The organism is Salinivibrio sp. PR919 (assembly GCF_001995355.1).
GTDB classification, from domain to species: Bacteria; Pseudomonadota; Gammaproteobacteria; order Enterobacterales; family Vibrionaceae; genus Salinivibrio; species Salinivibrio proteolyticus.
In genome coordinates this window covers 15,221-30,446 of record NZ_MUFL01000039.1, presented here as the reverse complement: position 1 = coordinate 30,446, position 15,226 = coordinate 15,221, and the positions used below count along the sequence as shown (strand labels likewise).

Sequence of the window (15,226 nt, the reverse complement as noted above, 5' to 3'; positions counted from 1 at the left end):
GCAGGAAGCGAAACACAGGTTGAAACAGGGTCACGCTACTGCTCCTTGTTTAGTTAGCAACAATGTTAACCAGTTTACCTGGTACATAGATGACTTTGCGCACGGTTTTCCCGTCAGTAAACTTAACCACATTTTCATCAGCCATCGCTTGTGCTTCGACCGCATCTTTTTCGGCGTCAGCGGCAACGGTGATTTTGGCACGCAGTTTTCCGTTAACTTGGACGATGATGAGCTTTTCATCTTCAACCATGGCATCTTGGTCAGCCTGTGGCCATTGGGCGTCATCAATGTTCTGTTCACCCAGCGCTTCCCACAGCGTAAAGCTGATGTGTGGGGTGATTGGATAGAGCATCACAACAATCGCTTTCAGCGCTTCATCCAGCACGGCTCGGTCTTGCTCGCTCTCTTGTGGTGCTTTCACCAAACGGTTCATCAGCTCCATAATCGCAGCAATCGCAGTGTTGAACGTCTGACGACGACCCATGTCGTCACTCACCTTAGCAATGGTTTTGTGAACGTCACGGCGCAGTGCTTTCTGCTCATTGTTCAGGGCGCTAGCATCGAGTGCTGCGACGGCACCTTTGGCGCTGTGCTCGTAAACCAATTTCCACACGCGACGCAAGAAGCGGTGAGAGCCTTCGACGCCTGACTCTTGCCACTCAAGGGTCATTTCTGCTGGCGCGGCAAACATCATGAACAAGCGTACGGTGTCGGCACCATATTTTTCGACCATCAATTGCGGGTCGATACCATTGTTCTTCGACTTTGACATCTTGGTCATGCCAGTGTGCACGACTTCGCGTCCTTCATTGTCGATAGCTTTGATGATCTTGCCTTTGCTGTCGCGTTCGACGGTCACATCGGTGGGCGAGACCCAAACTCGCACGCCTTTCTCGTCGTTGTAGTAGAAGGCGTCGGCAAGCACCATGCCTTGGCAAAGTAGCTGCTTAAAAGGCTCGTCACTGTCGACCATGTTGTCGTCACGGAGCAGTTTATGGAAGAAGCGTGAGTAAAGCAGGTGCATACACGCATGTTCAATTCCGCCAATGTACTGGTCCACCGGCAGCCAGTAGTTCGCGGCGGCTGGATCGAGCATTTGGTCTGCTTGTGGCGAACAATAACGTGCGTAATACCAAGATGACTCCATGAAGGTATCAAAGGTGTCGGTTTCACGCAGCGCAGGCTTGCCTTGATACTGGGTTTGCGCCCATTGCTTATCGGCTTTGATCGGGCTTTGCACGCCGTCCATAACCACGTCTTCTGGCAAGATGACAGGCAGCTCATCGCTAGGGACAGGCACCACTTCACCGTCTTCTGTGTTCAGCATTGGGATAGGTGCACCCCAGTAGCGCTGACGAGAAACGCCCCAGTCACGCAGACGGAAGTTAACGGTTTTCTTGCCTTTACCCAGCGATTCAAGCTTGGCGGCAATCGCATTAAACGCGGCATCAAAGTCTAGGCCGTCAAATTCGCCAGAGTTAAACAGTTTGCCTTTCTCGGTATGCGCTTGCTCGGACAGATCTGGCGCTTGGCCATTTTCGTCAAGGATCACCGGTTCAATATCGAGGCCGTATTTGCTGGCGAACTCAAAGTCGCGCTGGTCGTGTGCTGGCACGGCCATGACGGCGCCTGTGCCATAATCCATCAAGACAAAGTTGGCGACAAAGATAGGCACACGACGACCGTTTAGAGGGTGTGTCGCGTACAAGCCGGTTGCCATGCCTTTTTTCTCCATGGTTGCAAGCTCTGCTTCAGCAACCTTGGTGTTACGGCACTCTTGTACAAATTCAGCCAACGCTGGATTTTGTTTGGCAGCGGCATCCGCGAGTGGGTGACCAGCGGCAATGCCCACATAGGTGACGCCCATCAGGGTATCAGGACGCGTGGTGTACACATCCAGTGCAGGGTGATCGCCTTCTACTTCAAAGGTCAGTTCAACCCCTTCAGAGCGGCCAATCCAGTTGCGTTGCATGGTTTTAACCATTTCTGGCCAACCATCCAATTTATCGATGTCTTGCAACAGTTCTTCTGCATAGTCGGTGATTTTAATAAACCACTGAGGGATTTCTTTTTGCTCAACCGGTGTGTCACAACGCCAGCAGCAGCCTTCGTGTACCTGCTCATTGGCCAAAACGGTTTGGTCATTCGGACACCAGTTTACCGACGAGGTTTTCTTGTATACCAAGCCTTTGTTGTAAAGCTTGGTGAAGAACTCTTGTTCCCAGCGGTAGTAATCTGGACTACAGGTGGCGACTTCACGGTTCCAATCGTAACCAAAGCCCAGCATTTTCAGCTGGCCTTTCATGTAATCAATGTTTTCGTAGGTCCAAGGTGCCGGTGCGGTTTTGTTTTTAATCGCCGCGCCCTCAGCGGGTAGGCCAAAGGCGTCCCAACCGATAGGCTGCATCACGTTTTTACCTTGCAGGCGCTGGTAGCGTGAAATGACGTCACCGATGGTGTAGTTGCGCACATGTCCCATGTGCAAACGACCACTGGGGTATGGGAACATAGAAAGACAATAAAATTTTTCTTTGTTAGGGTCTTCATGAACCACAAAGGTTTTATTTTCGTCCCAATGGGCTTGAACTTTTTGTTCAATATCTTGCGGGCTATATTGTTCTTGCATCGATGGCTTCCGAGATTCTGTGAGAAAGGTAAAACCTGAAAGAGAAATATCGTCATAGAATAACGAAAGGCAAAGACCGCAACAACACTTGAATCAGGAGCAGGACGATGAATAAAGAGAAAGATACCCAACAAAGCATCATCGAGCGCGTTAAAGAAGCGCTGGAAAACAGTCCTGAATCCCTTGCGCGCTGGGTGGAGTTGTCGGAGCAATACCTTAAGGCCGCAGCGGATTTAACCAAAGATGAATGGGCATTGATTGAGGCGTACTTCAAACGTGATGTGAAAGCGTTTGGCGCGCAATATGACAAATCACAGGCCGATGAGATAGACAGTGAGGTTTTTAACGACCTGATTGCTGACACCATTTGGGAACAACTGGCGGAGATCACCGATCGAACGCAGCTGGAATGGCGTGAAGTGTTTGATGATTTGCAGCATCAAGGGGTGTACGAAGCCGGGGAGATTGTGGGGTTAGGTATATTGCAATGTGAACAATGCCAGCACCAGACTCGCCATAATCGCGTGGATGTGATTCATCCTTGTGTGAAATGCGGGCATCGCTTTTTTACCCGTCGCGCTTACCCAGCCTAAAGCAAAAGTGGGCCGGCAACCCCGGCCCTTGCGTTATCCATGCCTCAGGCGGGCTTATTCTTCACCTTTGGCACCTTCAAAGCGTGCTTTTTCTTCTTTCTCAACCTGAGATAGTCGAGGCAATTTGAGTCCTTGCGCTTTTCCCATCCAGCGAGCAAACACAATATTGCTCCAAAATGCACTGCTGACCAGCACAAGCTCGGCTACCGCCAGCCAGCGTTCGCCCTCATCGACATATATCAGGGTTAGGGCATGTAAAAAGTAAAACATTAAAATAAAGTTGGCCCAGGCGTGAGTGAACGCTTTGCCCTTAATCAATCCAGGCAGTGGCAACAGCAAAGGCACCAGCCAACCGATCGTGACCGCCCACGCGTTTAAGTGCGGGTGAGGAGATAGGTAGGCGTGCCAAAGCGCTACCCAAGCGATTAGGCCAAGGTTGCTGGCAAGCGAGAGTTTACGCATCAATGCAAGACGAGGGTCAGTCACTGTGATGTCCTTTTACGAGCTAGTGGGGTTGAGCGTGCGTGCGAGTGAAGCGAGCCGTTGGCCGAGTGCATTGGCTATTTTTTTCTCATCGGCGAGCAAAGGGGTTTGAGCGTTGCTCACACTCGAGGCTCCATAGGGCGAACCACCGCCTTGGGTGGTGTGCAGTGCACTTTCACTGTGCGGCACGCCAACAAGAATCATACCGTGATGTAGCAGGGGCACCGTCATGGTGAGCAGGGTGGTTTCTTGTCCACCATGAAGCATAGAGCCGGCCCCAAACACGGCGGCAGGTTTATCGATTAAGGCCCCAGAGAGCCACTCGGCACTGGTACTGTCGATAAAATGCTTGAGTGGCGCGGCCATATTGCCGAAACGCACCGGGCTACCCAAGGCTAGCCCGTCACAGTCGAGCAAGTCTTGGCGAGTCACAAAAGGATCGCTGGCTGAATGGGCCGGTGTTTTTCCGTCTGTGTAACTCGGCAATTCTGGCACCGTACGTAACACGGCCTCCACGCCCTGAGATTCAATGCCTCGCGCTAGCTGTTGCGCTAATTTGCGGGTATTGCCTGAGCGGCTGTAGTAAAGCACCAGTACTTTTGTCATGCCAAAAGATCCAAAACGTTTTCTGGTGGACGACCAATAACAGCACGCTCAGCCTTAACAGCGATAGGGCGCTCAATGAGTTTAGGGTTGTTGACCATTGCGTCGAGCAGTTGTGCTTCCGTCACGCTGGCATCACCCAGCTGAGCGGTTTTATAGTCTGCTTCCTTGGTGCGCATCATGTCGCGAAATGAGCGGATGCCGAGCTTATCTTTCAAGGCGGTCAAGGTGTCGGCAGACGGAGGCGTTTCCAGATACTTAACGATGTTTGGTTGCACGCCATTGGATTCGAGCAGTGCAAGTGTTTCACGGCTTTTGGAACAACGCGGGTTGTGATAAAGCGTAATAGTGGTCACGACAGATATCCTTATTTGAATGAATTAACGATCTTTTAGGGCGTTAAAGCGCGCTTGCTGATGACGAAGCTGATCAAGCCGCGCATCATAGCGTGCTTGTGCCAAGCTTCCCAACTCGACAAGTTGGCTGGCTTGGGTGTAATTACGAATGGCTTTTGACCATTGACCACGCAACGCGTAGCGCTCGCCTTGGGCGGCAAGCTCGCCATCCCGATGCGTACCGGTACTCTCGTACGCTTGTTGTAACAAAAACCAGCCATTACTGTCATCGGGATATTGGTGGGTATAACGCTCGAGCGCCGGAATCGCTTCCTGACCCCGTTGGGCTTTGACGTAGGTATAAGCACGGTTCAGGAGAAGGACGCGATTATCGGGCTGATTGGCGAGTGCATCATTCAGCCGTGAAAGTGCTTTGTCAAAGTGCTTCTCGCCGATATCAAGATCTGTCATTGCATCGATAAAAAAGCGATTGTTCGGTTGCGCTTGGATAAGTGGCTTCAGCAAAGCGCGTGCTTCATCAAAGCGGTGCGCATCAATGTGCAAGAGCGCCACGCCGTAATTGAGGCTTTGCTTTTCCGCCGGTGATGCTTTTTTCAGCTTACGCGTGAACCAATCCATTGCCGATTCAGCGGCGATGCCGCTATAACGGGCCACAATGCGAGCGCGTGCCAAGTGGTAGTCGGGCGACAGAGGCACACGCTTTTGAGGATATTGCCGCGCTCGAGCCCGAGAGTCGGTGATACGTGATTCGGGTAACGGGTGAGTGCTGAAATATTCCGGCATCTTACTGGCATAGCGATATTCATCGGCCAGTCGAGTGAAAAAGCGAGGCATTGCGCTGACATCGAAGTCGGCGCGGGCTAAGGTGTCGATGCCGATCCGATCGGCTTCTTCTTCGTTACGGCGCGTATAATTGATACGGCTTTGAATGGTGCCTGCTGTGGCAGCATGGGCAGCGGCAATACCAGCCTCTGGTGCGGCAATGGCGAGCATTAGCGACCCCACCAATGCGGCCACTGTCAGTGGGGATTTCTTGGCTTGGTCTTCCATGCTGCGGGCTAAGTGACGCTGGGTCACGTGGGCGATTTCATGCGCCATGACGGACGCAAGTTCACTCTCAGTATTGGCATGTAAAAACAAGCCAGAATGCATAGCAACATAACCGCCGAAGAACGCGAATGCATTAATCGCTTGGTTATTAATGAGAATAAATTGAAACGGCGTGCGCACATCATTGGCATTGGCGACAAGACGATGGCCGAGCGCATTCACATACTCAGAAAGCAATGGGTCGCTGATAATGGGTTTACTGGCGCGCAGCATCCGCATATAGGCATCACCAAATTCCTTCTCTTGCGCAATGGTCAGCGTTCCCGCAGCGGCGGTGCCGATATCCGGTAAATCGAATCCATATTGCTCGGTGCTGGCGGTAGCAGGGGCGGTAGCCAAAAGGCCCGCTAAAAGATAGGCCAACAAGCGGCGACCCGACCGTTTAGACGGCATAAGAGAGTGTGAATGGCGCAAAGCACGTAGCGGCATGATAGCGTGAACCTTTCGTTAGCAAACGGAATGTAACCTAGGATACAGACCAATAAAATGCGTGTGGGTTTCGTTGGCGTTCTGTCTAATGTCCATTACAATGCAGGCGATAATACCTACCGGTGAGACAGAATGGAATGTCAAACGCTTGATTTACGTGAGCATGTCTGCCCGATGGCATTACTGCTTGCCAAACGTGCTGCCGCACAGTTAGGACACGGTGATCAGCTTATCATTTTGCTGGGGGATGCTGGCGCGCAACAAGACATTCCGCGCTATTTTGAACAGCAAACCTTTACCATCGAGTGGCTGGATAGGCCGCAACAGGCGCGCTTGAAAGTAACCAAAGAATAACGGATCGATTATGTTTGATATGTTAAACCGCTGGTATCGGCGGCGCTTCTCCGACCCACATGCAGTGAGCTTGGTTGCCATCTTGCTAGTTGGCTTTATCACTATCTATTTCTTTGGCAATTTGCTGGCGCCGTTACTGGCTGCCATTGTGATTGCTTACTTACTGGATTGGCCTGTTAATCGCTTAACCCGTATTGGTTTGCCGCGCACCTTGTCGGTGATGGTGGTCAGCACTTTGTTCGTGGGCATGACCATGATGGCGGCCTTTGGTTTAGTGCCGACCATTTGGAACCAAGGGGTGAACTTGGTGGCGGATGTGCCCAATATGTTTAATAACGTGCAGGCGCTGATGCTGAGCTTGCCTGAACGCTACCCTGAATTGATCAAGCCTCATATGATCAACACCTTTGTCGATACGCTGCAAAATAACGTGCTGCGCATGGGCGAAACCTTGGTGAAAGGATCCCTGTCTTCGTTAGTGAACTTGGTTGCTTTGGCGGTTTATCTCGTGTTAGTGCCGCTGTTGGTATTTTTCCTGCTCAAAGATAAGCAAGAAATGTTGGCCATGTTTAAAGGTTTATTGCCCCGTAACCGACGCTTAGCCTCGCGTGTGGGTCATGAAATGAACCAACAAATCTCCAATTATATTCGTGGCAAGGTCACGGAAATTTTGATCGTAGGTAGCGTGAGCTATGTGACGTTCAGCGTGTTGGGGCTCGAGTATGCGGTGCTACTTAGCGTAGCGACCGGGTTCTCAGTGCTGATCCCCTATATCGGCGCGGCGGTTGTCACCTTACCGATCGCAATTGTGGCGCTGTTTCAGTGGGGGCTCACGCCTGAATTTTGGTACGTCATGATTGCTTATGGCGTGATTCAAGCGCTTGATGGCAATGTATTAGTGCCTGTGCTGTTTTCTGAGGCTGTTAACTTGCATCCCGTTGCCATCATAATAGCCGTACTGGTTTTCGGTGGACTCTGGGGCTTTTGGGGCGTATTTTTTGCTATTCCATTGGCGACCTTGGTGAAGGCGGTTTGGCAGGCGTTGCCTGTGATTGAGCTTGAGGACGATCCGAAACCTGATGGTCAGTGATCCATCCCACGTTCGCCGCTCTAATAAACAAGGTTGAGCGGGGAAGCGCGTGCCTTTTCCGCACCAGTTTGGCCCAGAAAAGCAGTACATATAAAAGAGTTGGCATGGAACAACAAAGGCAACAACAAACACAGGTAAATCGGTTTCGTGTCGCGGTCATTGGTGGCGGTGTCGCGGGAACAACGGCGGCGATGCGGCTGGCAGAGCGTGGCATCGACACCCAGTTGTTTGAAGCAGGCACTGGGTTAGTGAATGGTCCACCTATCTGCCACTTGCATGCAGGGGGCAACCTCTACCGCGAGATTTCACTCGATCAGTGCTTAACCTTGCTCGAGCAGTCTGTCGCGACAGTGCGCATGTATCCACACTCAGTCAACCGCCGTCCTACGGTTCTGGCGGTTCCTCAGCAAGATAAAGGATCTCTGGATAGCGTGGTTGCGCGCCTAGAGACCCTTCAAGCACGCTACGCGCAACTTGTCGAGATGGATAATGCTAACAAGGTAATGGGCGAGCCCGAAGATTATTTTCGCCTCTTTCATCAAGCCGATTTAGCTGCGCTGAAACAGCGAGAGTATGAAAGTTTGACCGACGCGGCCGAACGCTGGATGTGGCCTGTCGCGCAGTCCTTGCGCCTCGATAGCATGAAGTATCCGCTGGTATTGGTGCAAGAGTATGGTTTGAGTGTCTTCCGCCTTGCTGCTGAAGCGCAACTGGCCCTTGCCGATGTCTCGCACTGCCAGCTCGCGTTTAATCATAAAGTGATTAACACCCAAGCAAATGGCGCGGGGTGGACAGTCACCTACCAAGATGCACACGGGCAAGTTCAATCAACGGATGTGGATTATCTGATTAATGCGGCGGGTTTTAGAACCGGCACCATTGATGATCAAGCGGGCTTTGCGCGTCGTCGTCTTGTCGAATACAAAGCGGCTTACATTGCCCATTGGCCAAGCAGCACTTGTCAGTGGCCAGAAATTATTGTTCACGGTGAACGCGGCACGCCACAAGGCATGGCGCAGCTGACGCCGTATCCTGATGGCTTTTTCCAACTCCATGGCATGACCAAAGACATTACTTTGTTCGAAGGTGGCTTAGTCAGTAGCACCCACGACTCGGCGCAGCCGGCTGTGGCTGCTGAGTATGTGAAAAATATCGATAAAGGTTGGTCATGGTCACATGCCTGCGAGCGCACCGAGCGGGCAATTGCGCACTTCGCGCAGTGGCTCCCTGATTTTCAGGACGCTGAAGTGGGGGGCAAACCACTGTGTGGCGCACAACAGATCCCCGGAGACGACCCGTCTTTGCGTGCCTCTGATGTGTCGTTCGACGGTGAGCGTTATGCACGTTTAGAGATTGTCAAAGCCTCTTCGGCACTGACTGCTATCAACAAGATTCTCTCGCACTTTGAAGATGTTGGATGGCTTTCGCCTGACGCAACCTATCCTTTGCCGCGTCCGAGTCACGCGCAGATTGTTGCGACCGCGTGTCAATTAGCGACGGAGCGGGGCTACCCAGAAGGATTAGCCAAACCCGTGGGTTAATGGTGTATTGGCTCCCCAAAAAAGAGCATGGCGTTTGCCATGCTCTTTGTCGTTAAGGGAAATGGACGGCGATAACCGCTATCAGGCTTGCTGTAAGTAGTCCAACACAACTTGGTGATGGTCTTTGGTTTTAAACTTGTTGAACACATGTTCAACATTGCCATCTTTGCCAATTAAAAAGCTGAGGCGATGAATGCCATCGTACTCTTTACCCATGAATTTCTTCGGTCCCCAAACGCCAAAAGCATCCGCGACAGCGTGGTCTTCGTCGCTTAACAAGGTGAAATTCAGTGAGTCACGCTCAACAAAGCGCGCCAGTTTTTTTACCGGATCGGGGCTTATCCCCAACACCACGGTGTCCAACGCATCCAGTTCTGCTTTGGTATCACGCAGTGAGCAAGCTTGCGTTGTACAGCCCGGGGTCATGGCTTTTGGGTAAAAGTAAACCAGAACACGCTTGTCGCCTTTGAATTGGCTAAGCGTGACCGTATCGCCATTTTGATCTTGTAGTGAGAAGTCAGGCGCGGTGGCGCCAGCAGTCAAGGTTTGCATGCGAGAGGTTTCCTTTTTGTTGTTCGCGAGTTATTCAACGATGATAGGGACTTGACGAATTTACGCAACCCGCTGATGTGGCGATCACTGTGCGCTGACATCCTTTGACCGGAAATTAACCCCATGGTGGTCACCTTGAATGGTACCTTAATCACACGGTCTGGCAGCGACGAAAAAATTTTCTGCTAATCCTGTGTTGCGCGTAGGGTTGTTCTTGTGTTTGCCAGACGCCAAAAGTAACATTGCATCATTAACACGAAGGGAGACAAACATGGTTTCTGGAAGCATTGTGGCGCTTGTCACACCAATGGATGCACACGGCGAAGTTGATTACGTTAGCCTGAAAAAACTGGTCGAGTTCCATATCCAATCGGGAACCGATGCTATTGTCGCAGTTGGTACGACCGGTGAGTCGTCGACTGTTACGGTTGACGAACATATCAAGGTTGTTTTAAAGACTTTGGAATTCGCCGATGGCCGTATCCCTGTGATCGCGGGGACGGGGGCCAATGCCACTCATGAAGCTATTACCTTCAGTAAAATGTTTGCAGGTTCAGGCGTCGCGGCGTGTTTGAGCGTAACCCCTTACTACAACAAGCCGACCCAAGAAGGCTTGTTCCAGCATTACAAAGCGATCGCCGAAGCAAGCGATTTACCGCAAATCTTGTACAACGTGCCCGGGCGTACCGCGGTCGACTTACAACCCGAAACCGTGGCGCGTTTGGCGCAGTTTGACAACATCATCGGCTTAAAAGATGCTACCGCAGATGTGAGCCGCGTAGCCATTCATAAGGAACTTTGTGGCGACGACTTCCTCTTATTCAGTGGCGATGATTTAACAGGGCTCGATTTTGTGCTTGCAGGGGGCCACGGTGTGATCTCCGTGACCAATAACGTGGCTGCGGCACAGATGGCGAAAATGATCCAACTCGCCCGTGCTGGAGAGGCTGACCAAGCACACGCGATTAACGAAACCTTGATCCCATTGCATCGCCACCTCTTTGACGAGGCCAATCCGATTCCTGTGAAATGGGCAGTCCGTGAAATGGGCTTGATTGAGGATGGCCACCTACGTCTGCCATTAACCGAATTAAGCGAACACTTGCGCCCCACCGTGCGCGAGGCCATGCAGGTTGCAGGTGTTGTTTAAGCTGTTGGAGTGCGAATGAAACCAGTATTTAGGCTCGGCCTTTGTGCCATCATGGTAACCGGATTGGTTGCTTGCAGTGGTGGCGCCGAGCAACGTCGTCAGGCGAAAGATGATTTCGACTATTTAAACACGACCCCGCTTTCAGAATGGCAAACTTTGCCAGACCAAGCGCCCTACTTTTCAACCAATTACCAAATCCCATCACAAGATTTTGAGGGAGAGGTGGGCAAAGACGTAGACATTCGTCCGCCGCGTCAGGTGTTGGACCTTGTGCCGGGAGCACGTATTGAGCGAGACAGCCGCGGGGTTACCTTAGCGGTGGTGAATGAAAAGCAGCTGTCGTCACTTTGGCAAACTGTGGAGCGCTTGGCGGATGACGGCACCATCCCGGTTGCTCAGCGCGAAGAGAATCAGCTCGAGACGGGCTGGATTGCGTGGGAAAAAGAAGACAGCGAGCATCAGGCGCGCTTTCGTATTGCCCGCCTAGAGCAGGGCCGTCGTTTCGCCCTCGGTGTCAACTTGATTGAATGGCGTGCGCAAAAAGGTGAGCAACCGCTGACCCCCGCGCTAAGCGAACGTTATAACACCCTGATGACTAATTTGATCACGGTGAGTCATGACGCTGCCTTACGTGCTGAGGCTCGCCGTATCGCGCAGCAGCAGCAGTCTGATATTCCAATCAGCTTTGGCACTGATCGCAGCGGTTTGCCGGTTATTATTGCCCGTGCGCCGTATGATGTGGTGTGGGAAAAGCTGCCAGCGATCATCAAGCCGCTCGGTTTTTCGATTGAAAGCAGCAATCAATCGCAAGGCACTGTGAAAACACGCCACGTCGCGCCCAGCGATGAAAGCTGGCAAGCGTTGGGCGTTGCGCCAATTAGTTTAAGCGATAATAGCTATACCTTGCTGTTAGGCGATTTGGGGAACCGAACCTCAATCAACGTGACCACCAGCAAAGGGAAACCAGTGAAAGAGGAAACGCTCAAAGCCTTGAGTCCTGCACTGAAAGCGGTTATTGCCCAGCTTGGCAATGCGCCAACCCCATAATCACCCAGGGACGCCTTATGGCGTCCCTCGTTTTTAGCGCCTAATGGAGAGTATAGGTAATGGAAAAACGTGCTGAGTTGTATCGCGGTAAAGCGAAGTCTGTGTATGCAACTGATGATGAAAACCGCTTTATTCTGCACTTTCGTAACGACACCTCTGCGTTTGACGGTGAGCGAGTAGAGCAGCTAGATCGCAAAGGGGAAGTGAATAACAAGTTTAACCACTTCATCATGCAAAAGCTGGAAGCGGCTGGTATCCCGACCCAAATGGATCAGCTACTGTCTGATACCGAAGCGGTGGTAARAAAACTGGAGATGATCCCAGTAGAATGTGTGGTCCGCAATATTGCCGCTGGCTCTTTGTGTCGCCGCCTAGGCGTTGAAGAAGGCACGGCGTTGACGCCACCGACATTTGAGCTGTTTCTTAAAAATGATGCGTTGCATGACCCTATGGTCAATGAATCGCTCTGTGAGTCGCTAGGATTTGCCACACAAGCACAACTGGAGACCATGAAAGCGCTGACCTATCAGGTTAATGATGTGCTGAAAGCTTTGTTTGCTGAAGGTGACTTGTTGCTGGTGGATTACAAACTCGAGTTTGGTGTTGACCATCAAGGAAACATTGTCCTCGGTGACGAGTTTAGCCCAGATGGCTGCCGCTTGTGGGATGCCAACACCCGAGAAAAGCTGGATAAAGACCGCTTCCGTCAAGGTTTGGGTGGCGTTGTTGAAGCCTACATCGAAGTGGCGAAGCGTATTGGCCTGAACCTGTAATTTTTTGGCTTAAAAACGCAAACGTTTGCGTTTTTTTAAGAGAAAATAGCGCCATCATGGCGCTATTTTTTTGTCGATGGTGTGTCGTTGGGGTGTGTTTCGTCAGCGTCGGTTTTATCGTCAGGTTTATCTTTATATTTAAGCCCAAACTTAGCATTCGCTGTGTACTTAAGCGCCATAATATTGCTGACCACGACCGCGACCACAATCGCGATAATCACATAAGGATTGGTTAGCCATTCCATGAGTGCACCTCGCAGATGTTGGTGACATAGGTTGAATATATCCAATCTAGTTGTTCAAGAATAGCCTGCTGTCCCAGAATGGGCGCTTGCTCAATCACGCGATGCAAGCCATCTAAGGTCAAGGCATTAAGCAGAGGTTGGCTGGTGGCGATATGGCTAATGTGCCACGGCTCGCGAGCAACGCCTCCTTGGTCCTGCGCATAGGGGAAGAAAAATCCGTAGCGCGGCGCATGAGCGTGCAGCCAGGTTGCGAATCGGGCCTGAGGCCCATGATCGTATTCTGCTTGTGTCAGCGCTAACGATTCACCGGGTGCCAATGCCTGTTGGTCAAACACATCCAAATCCGTTCCCCAATGGTGACGGCTGGTGCCCGGAAGGGCGGACCAACGCAAGATTGCTCGCACTCGCTCGTTATCGGTGAGGGTGTGAATGTCAATCGGTTGGCCGTGGTCGTCTAAGACCGGCTTTTCGCCTCGGTATTTGCCATTCCAAATCGCCAGTTGTCTGTCAAAAGACCGATGAGCACTGGCGATGGTTAGCGTAAAGCCGGCTTTTTGCGCACTATGGCGCAACGCCTCAAGGTGCTCAAGCACCTCGGGGTGCAAACAAGGCGCATTCGGCCGGGCATTGATTGGCACGAGAAATTGCATATCTTGCCCGGTTAATTGTGCAAGACTTAAGGTCAACGTAGGGCTTTCTCCAGCACTTTTTGGTACATGTCGGTGAGCTTTTCAAGATCGGGAATGCTAACGCACTCGTTCACTTTATGAATCGTGGCATTCACCGGACCCAGTTCAATCACTTGTGCACCCATTTTAGCAATAAAGCGACCATCAGACGTGCCGCCTGTGGTTAACAGCTGGGGCGTTTGATGATTGACTTCTTCGACCGCTTCGACCACCGCATCGAGTAGGGTGCCTTTGTCGGTTAAAAAGGGGTCGCCGCTATGAGTCCATTCAAGACGATACTCCAACCCGTGAGCATCAAGGATGGAATAGACCCGTTGCTTGATGGTTTCGCTATCAAGTTCGGTACTAAAGCGGAAGTTAAACTGTGCATGACACTCGCCCGGGATCACATTCGCAGCCCCAGTCCCTGCTTGAATATTGGGAATTTGAAAGCTGGTCGGCGGGAAGAAGTCATTCCCGTTATCCCACACTGTTTGCGCGAGCTCAGTAAGGGCAGGCATAGCCTGATGCACGGGGTTATTGGCTAAGTGAGGATAGGCAACATGCCCTTGAGTGCCTTGCACATACAAATCGCCGGTGATCGATCCACGACGGCCATTTTTGACCACATCCCCCACATGATGGGTACTCGAAGGCTCACCAACAATGCACATATCAATGATTTCATCGCGTGCGACCAGTGTATCAACCACGCGGGTCGTACCATTGATAAATGGTCCTTCTTCATCCGAAGTGATCAAAAAGGCAATCGAGCCGGGGTGATTTGGGTTTTCAGCGACAAAACGCTCAACTGCCACCACCATTGCGGCCAGTGAGCCTTTCATATCGGCGGCGCCGCGACCATGGAGATGATCGTCAATCACCACGGCTTCAAACGGTGGCGTGTGCCACTGATCGCGCGGTCCGGCAGGCACCACATCGGTATGACCGGCAAAGGCAAATAATGGCCCTTGGGTGCCTCGGCGAGCCCACAGATTGGTGGTATCTTCAAAGACCATCGGCTCAATGGTAAAGCCTAATGCTTTTAAGCGTGCAATCATTACATCTTGGCAGCCCGCATCCTCTGGGGTGACTGATTCACGGTTGATCAAATCTTTTGCCAAAGACAGGGTAGCACTGTCAGTCATCTTAGTTTCCTTACAACGAGAATGAACGGAACATTACATTACGCAAAAATGTCAGCGTATTGGTTCTCTTTAAAGCCGAGATAGTAGCTACCCTTGTGTACGAGTAGGGGGCGTTTAATGATCGCAGGGTTATCGAGCATGATGGCTATCGCACTGGCTTCATCGAGGCTGGCTTTTTGCTCATCGCTCAGTTGGCGGTAGGTCGTACCGCGTTTATTCACCAACGCTTCCCAGCCGAGCTCAGCAACGAAGGTGCGCAGCAGCGACGCGTCTAAGCCATCCTTGCGATAATCGTGATACTGATAGTCGATGCCTTGGTTATCTAACCATTTCAGCGCTTTTTTTAGGGTGTCGCAGTTTTTAATGCCAAATACAGTTGTCATGATTTTTTAGGTCGTGTTTTTGCATGATTAAAGAGTGACACTGGTTGAGAGTGAACGCAATACCTAGCGCGGGAT

The 15,226-nt window shown here is 51.5% G+C and carries 17 protein-coding genes; 7 read left to right on the top strand and 10 right to left on the bottom strand.

The features are described 5' to 3' along the window. Positions 1–49: 49 nt before the first annotated feature. Positions 50–2,626 carry a leucine--tRNA ligase gene (leuS, locus tag BZG83_RS09240; protein ID WP_077480229.1) on the bottom strand — a complete coding sequence of 859 codons (2,577 nt, stop codon included), beginning with the start codon at positions 2,624–2,626 and terminating at the stop codon, positions 50–52. Positions 2,627–2,733: 107 nt separating this feature from the next. Here leuS and BZG83_RS09235 point away from each other — a divergent pair, with 107 nt between their 5' ends. Beyond that, entirely contained in the window at positions 2,734–3,219 is a 486-nt protein-coding gene (locus BZG83_RS09235; RefSeq protein WP_077480228.1) for a zinc ribbon-containing protein, read from the top strand. A gap of 54 nt (positions 3,220–3,273) precedes the next feature. Here BZG83_RS09235 and BZG83_RS09230 read toward each other — a convergent pair whose 3' ends face one another. Genes BZG83_RS09230 through BZG83_RS09215 form a run of 4 tightly spaced genes read right to left on the bottom strand, consistent with a single transcriptional unit; the run spans position 3,274 to position 6,164 of the window. After that, the gene (locus tag BZG83_RS09230; protein ID WP_077480232.1) at positions 3,274–3,681 is read right to left on the bottom strand and encodes a DUF2069 domain-containing protein; all 408 of its coding nucleotides are present in this window, start codon (positions 3,679–3,681) and stop codon (positions 3,274–3,276) included. A 36-nt stretch (positions 3,682–3,717) separates the two neighbouring features. Further along, positions 3,718–4,308 (bottom strand): NAD(P)H:quinone oxidoreductase, encoded by a 591-nt coding sequence (gene wrbA, locus BZG83_RS09225; RefSeq protein WP_077480227.1) that lies wholly within the window; start codon positions 4,306–4,308, stop codon positions 3,718–3,720. Beyond that, entirely contained in the window at positions 4,305–4,661 is a 357-nt protein-coding gene (arsC, locus tag BZG83_RS09220) for an arsenate reductase (glutaredoxin) (RefSeq protein WP_069587416.1), read from the bottom strand. Before arsC ends, wrbA begins: the two co-directional genes overlap by 4 nt. 24 nt (positions 4,662–4,685) lie before the next feature. Further along, the gene (locus BZG83_RS09215; protein ID WP_077480231.1) at positions 4,686–6,164 is read right to left on the bottom strand and encodes a beta-barrel assembly-enhancing protease; all 1,479 of its coding nucleotides are present in this window, start codon (positions 6,162–6,164) and stop codon (positions 4,686–4,688) included. A gap of 168 nt (positions 6,165–6,332) precedes the next feature. Between BZG83_RS09215 and BZG83_RS09210 the strand changes: the two genes are divergently transcribed. From BZG83_RS09210 to BZG83_RS09200, 3 genes are all read left to right on the top strand, one after another. Continuing rightward, the gene (locus tag BZG83_RS09210; RefSeq protein ID WP_077480226.1) at positions 6,333–6,554 is read left to right on the top strand and encodes a sulfurtransferase TusA family protein; all 222 of its coding nucleotides are present in this window, start codon (positions 6,333–6,335) and stop codon (positions 6,552–6,554) included. Between the two features lie 10 nt (positions 6,555–6,564). Then, positions 6,565–7,644 carry an AI-2E family transporter gene (locus tag BZG83_RS09205; RefSeq protein WP_077480225.1) on the top strand — a complete coding sequence of 360 codons (1,080 nt, stop codon included), beginning with the start codon at positions 6,565–6,567 and terminating at the stop codon, positions 7,642–7,644. A 104-nt stretch (positions 7,645–7,748) separates the two neighbouring features. Continuing rightward, a complete protein-coding gene (locus BZG83_RS09200; protein ID WP_077480224.1) occupies positions 7,749–9,185 on the top strand; it encodes an FAD-dependent oxidoreductase in 1,437 nt (478 codons plus the stop codon). An 81-nt stretch (positions 9,186–9,266) separates the two neighbouring features. Here BZG83_RS09200 and bcp read toward each other — a convergent pair whose 3' ends face one another. Further along, positions 9,267–9,737, bottom strand: coding sequence for a thioredoxin-dependent thiol peroxidase (gene bcp / locus BZG83_RS09195; RefSeq protein WP_077480223.1), 471 nt, complete (start codon positions 9,735–9,737; stop codon positions 9,267–9,269). A gap of 271 nt (positions 9,738–10,008) precedes the next feature. Between bcp and dapA the strand changes: the two genes are divergently transcribed. Genes dapA through purC form a run of 3 tightly spaced genes read left to right on the top strand, consistent with a single transcriptional unit; the run spans position 10,009 to position 12,707 of the window. Continuing rightward, positions 10,009–10,887, top strand: a complete 879-nt coding sequence (dapA, locus tag BZG83_RS09190; protein ID WP_069587411.1) for a 4-hydroxy-tetrahydrodipicolinate synthase — start codon at positions 10,009–10,011, stop codon at positions 10,885–10,887. A gap of 15 nt (positions 10,888–10,902) precedes the next feature. Next, positions 10,903–11,934 carry an outer membrane protein assembly factor BamC gene (gene bamC / locus BZG83_RS09185; protein WP_077480222.1) on the top strand — a complete coding sequence of 344 codons (1,032 nt, stop codon included), beginning with the start codon at positions 10,903–10,905 and terminating at the stop codon, positions 11,932–11,934. 59 nt (positions 11,935–11,993) lie between these two features. Then, a complete protein-coding gene (gene purC / locus BZG83_RS09180; RefSeq protein ID WP_077480221.1) occupies positions 11,994–12,707 on the top strand; it encodes a phosphoribosylaminoimidazolesuccinocarboxamide synthase in 714 nt (237 codons plus the stop codon). Positions 12,708–12,769: 62 nt separating this feature from the next. Here the strand turns inward: purC and BZG83_RS09175 are convergent, their stop codons facing one another. The 4 genes from BZG83_RS09175 to BZG83_RS09160 are packed head-to-tail and all read right to left on the bottom strand — an operon-like array spanning position 12,770 to position 15,154. Beyond that, positions 12,770–12,952 carry a DUF2897 family protein gene (locus BZG83_RS09175; protein ID WP_077480220.1) on the bottom strand — a complete coding sequence of 61 codons (183 nt, stop codon included), beginning with the start codon at positions 12,950–12,952 and terminating at the stop codon, positions 12,770–12,772. Continuing rightward, positions 12,940–13,638, bottom strand: coding sequence for a M15 family metallopeptidase (locus tag BZG83_RS09170; protein ID WP_108743590.1), 699 nt, complete (start codon positions 13,636–13,638; stop codon positions 12,940–12,942). Before BZG83_RS09170 ends, BZG83_RS09175 begins: the two co-directional genes overlap by 13 nt. Then, on the bottom strand, positions 13,635–14,768 hold the full coding sequence (gene dapE / locus BZG83_RS09165) for a succinyl-diaminopimelate desuccinylase (RefSeq protein WP_069587406.1): 1,134 nt from the start codon (positions 14,766–14,768) through the stop codon (positions 13,635–13,637). The genes BZG83_RS09170 and dapE overlap by 4 nt, the downstream gene beginning before the upstream one ends. 38 nt (positions 14,769–14,806) lie before the next feature. Then, positions 14,807–15,154 (bottom strand): ArsC family reductase, encoded by a 348-nt coding sequence (locus BZG83_RS09160; RefSeq protein ID WP_069587405.1) that lies wholly within the window; start codon positions 15,152–15,154, stop codon positions 14,807–14,809. Positions 15,155–15,226 lie beyond the last annotated feature (72 nt).

What these genes read in the sequence shown, in the direction of transcription:
- BZG83_RS09205 (WP_077480225.1), top strand. Translation starts at nt 6,565, where the DNA reads ATGTTTGATATGTTAAACCGCTGGTATCGGCGGCGCTTCTCCGACCCA.
- BZG83_RS09200 (WP_077480224.1), top strand. Translation starts at nt 7,749, where the DNA reads ATGGAACAACAAAGGCAACAACAAACACAGGTAAATCGGTTTCGTGTC.
- leuS (WP_077480229.1), bottom strand. Translation starts at nt 2,626, where the DNA reads ATGCAAGAACAATATAGCCCGCAAGATATTGAACAAAAAGTTCAAGCC.
- BZG83_RS09210 (WP_077480226.1), top strand. Translation starts at nt 6,333, where the DNA reads ATGGAATGTCAAACGCTTGATTTACGTGAGCATGTCTGCCCGATGGCA.
- dapE (WP_069587406.1), bottom strand. Translation starts at nt 14,768, where the DNA reads ATGACTGACAGTGCTACCCTGTCTTTGGCAAAAGATTTGATCAACCGT.
- dapA (WP_069587411.1), top strand. Translation starts at nt 10,009, where the DNA reads ATGGTTTCTGGAAGCATTGTGGCGCTTGTCACACCAATGGATGCACAC.
- BZG83_RS09230 (WP_077480232.1), bottom strand. Translation starts at nt 3,681, where the DNA reads ATGCGTAAACTCTCGCTTGCCAGCAACCTTGGCCTAATCGCTTGGGTA.
- wrbA (WP_077480227.1), bottom strand. Translation starts at nt 4,308, where the DNA reads ATGACAAAAGTACTGGTGCTTTACTACAGCCGCTCAGGCAATACCCGC.
- BZG83_RS09235 (WP_077480228.1), top strand. Translation starts at nt 2,734, where the DNA reads ATGAATAAAGAGAAAGATACCCAACAAAGCATCATCGAGCGCGTTAAA.
- bcp (WP_077480223.1), bottom strand. Translation starts at nt 9,737, where the DNA reads ATGCAAACCTTGACTGCTGGCGCCACCGCGCCTGACTTCTCACTACAA.
- BZG83_RS09175 (WP_077480220.1), bottom strand. Translation starts at nt 12,952, where the DNA reads ATGGAATGGCTAACCAATCCTTATGTGATTATCGCGATTGTGGTCGCG.
- BZG83_RS09215 (WP_077480231.1), bottom strand. Translation starts at nt 6,164, where the DNA reads ATGCCGTCTAAACGGTCGGGTCGCCGCTTGTTGGCCTATCTTTTAGCG.
- bamC (WP_077480222.1), top strand. Translation starts at nt 10,903, where the DNA reads ATGAAACCAGTATTTAGGCTCGGCCTTTGTGCCATCATGGTAACCGGA.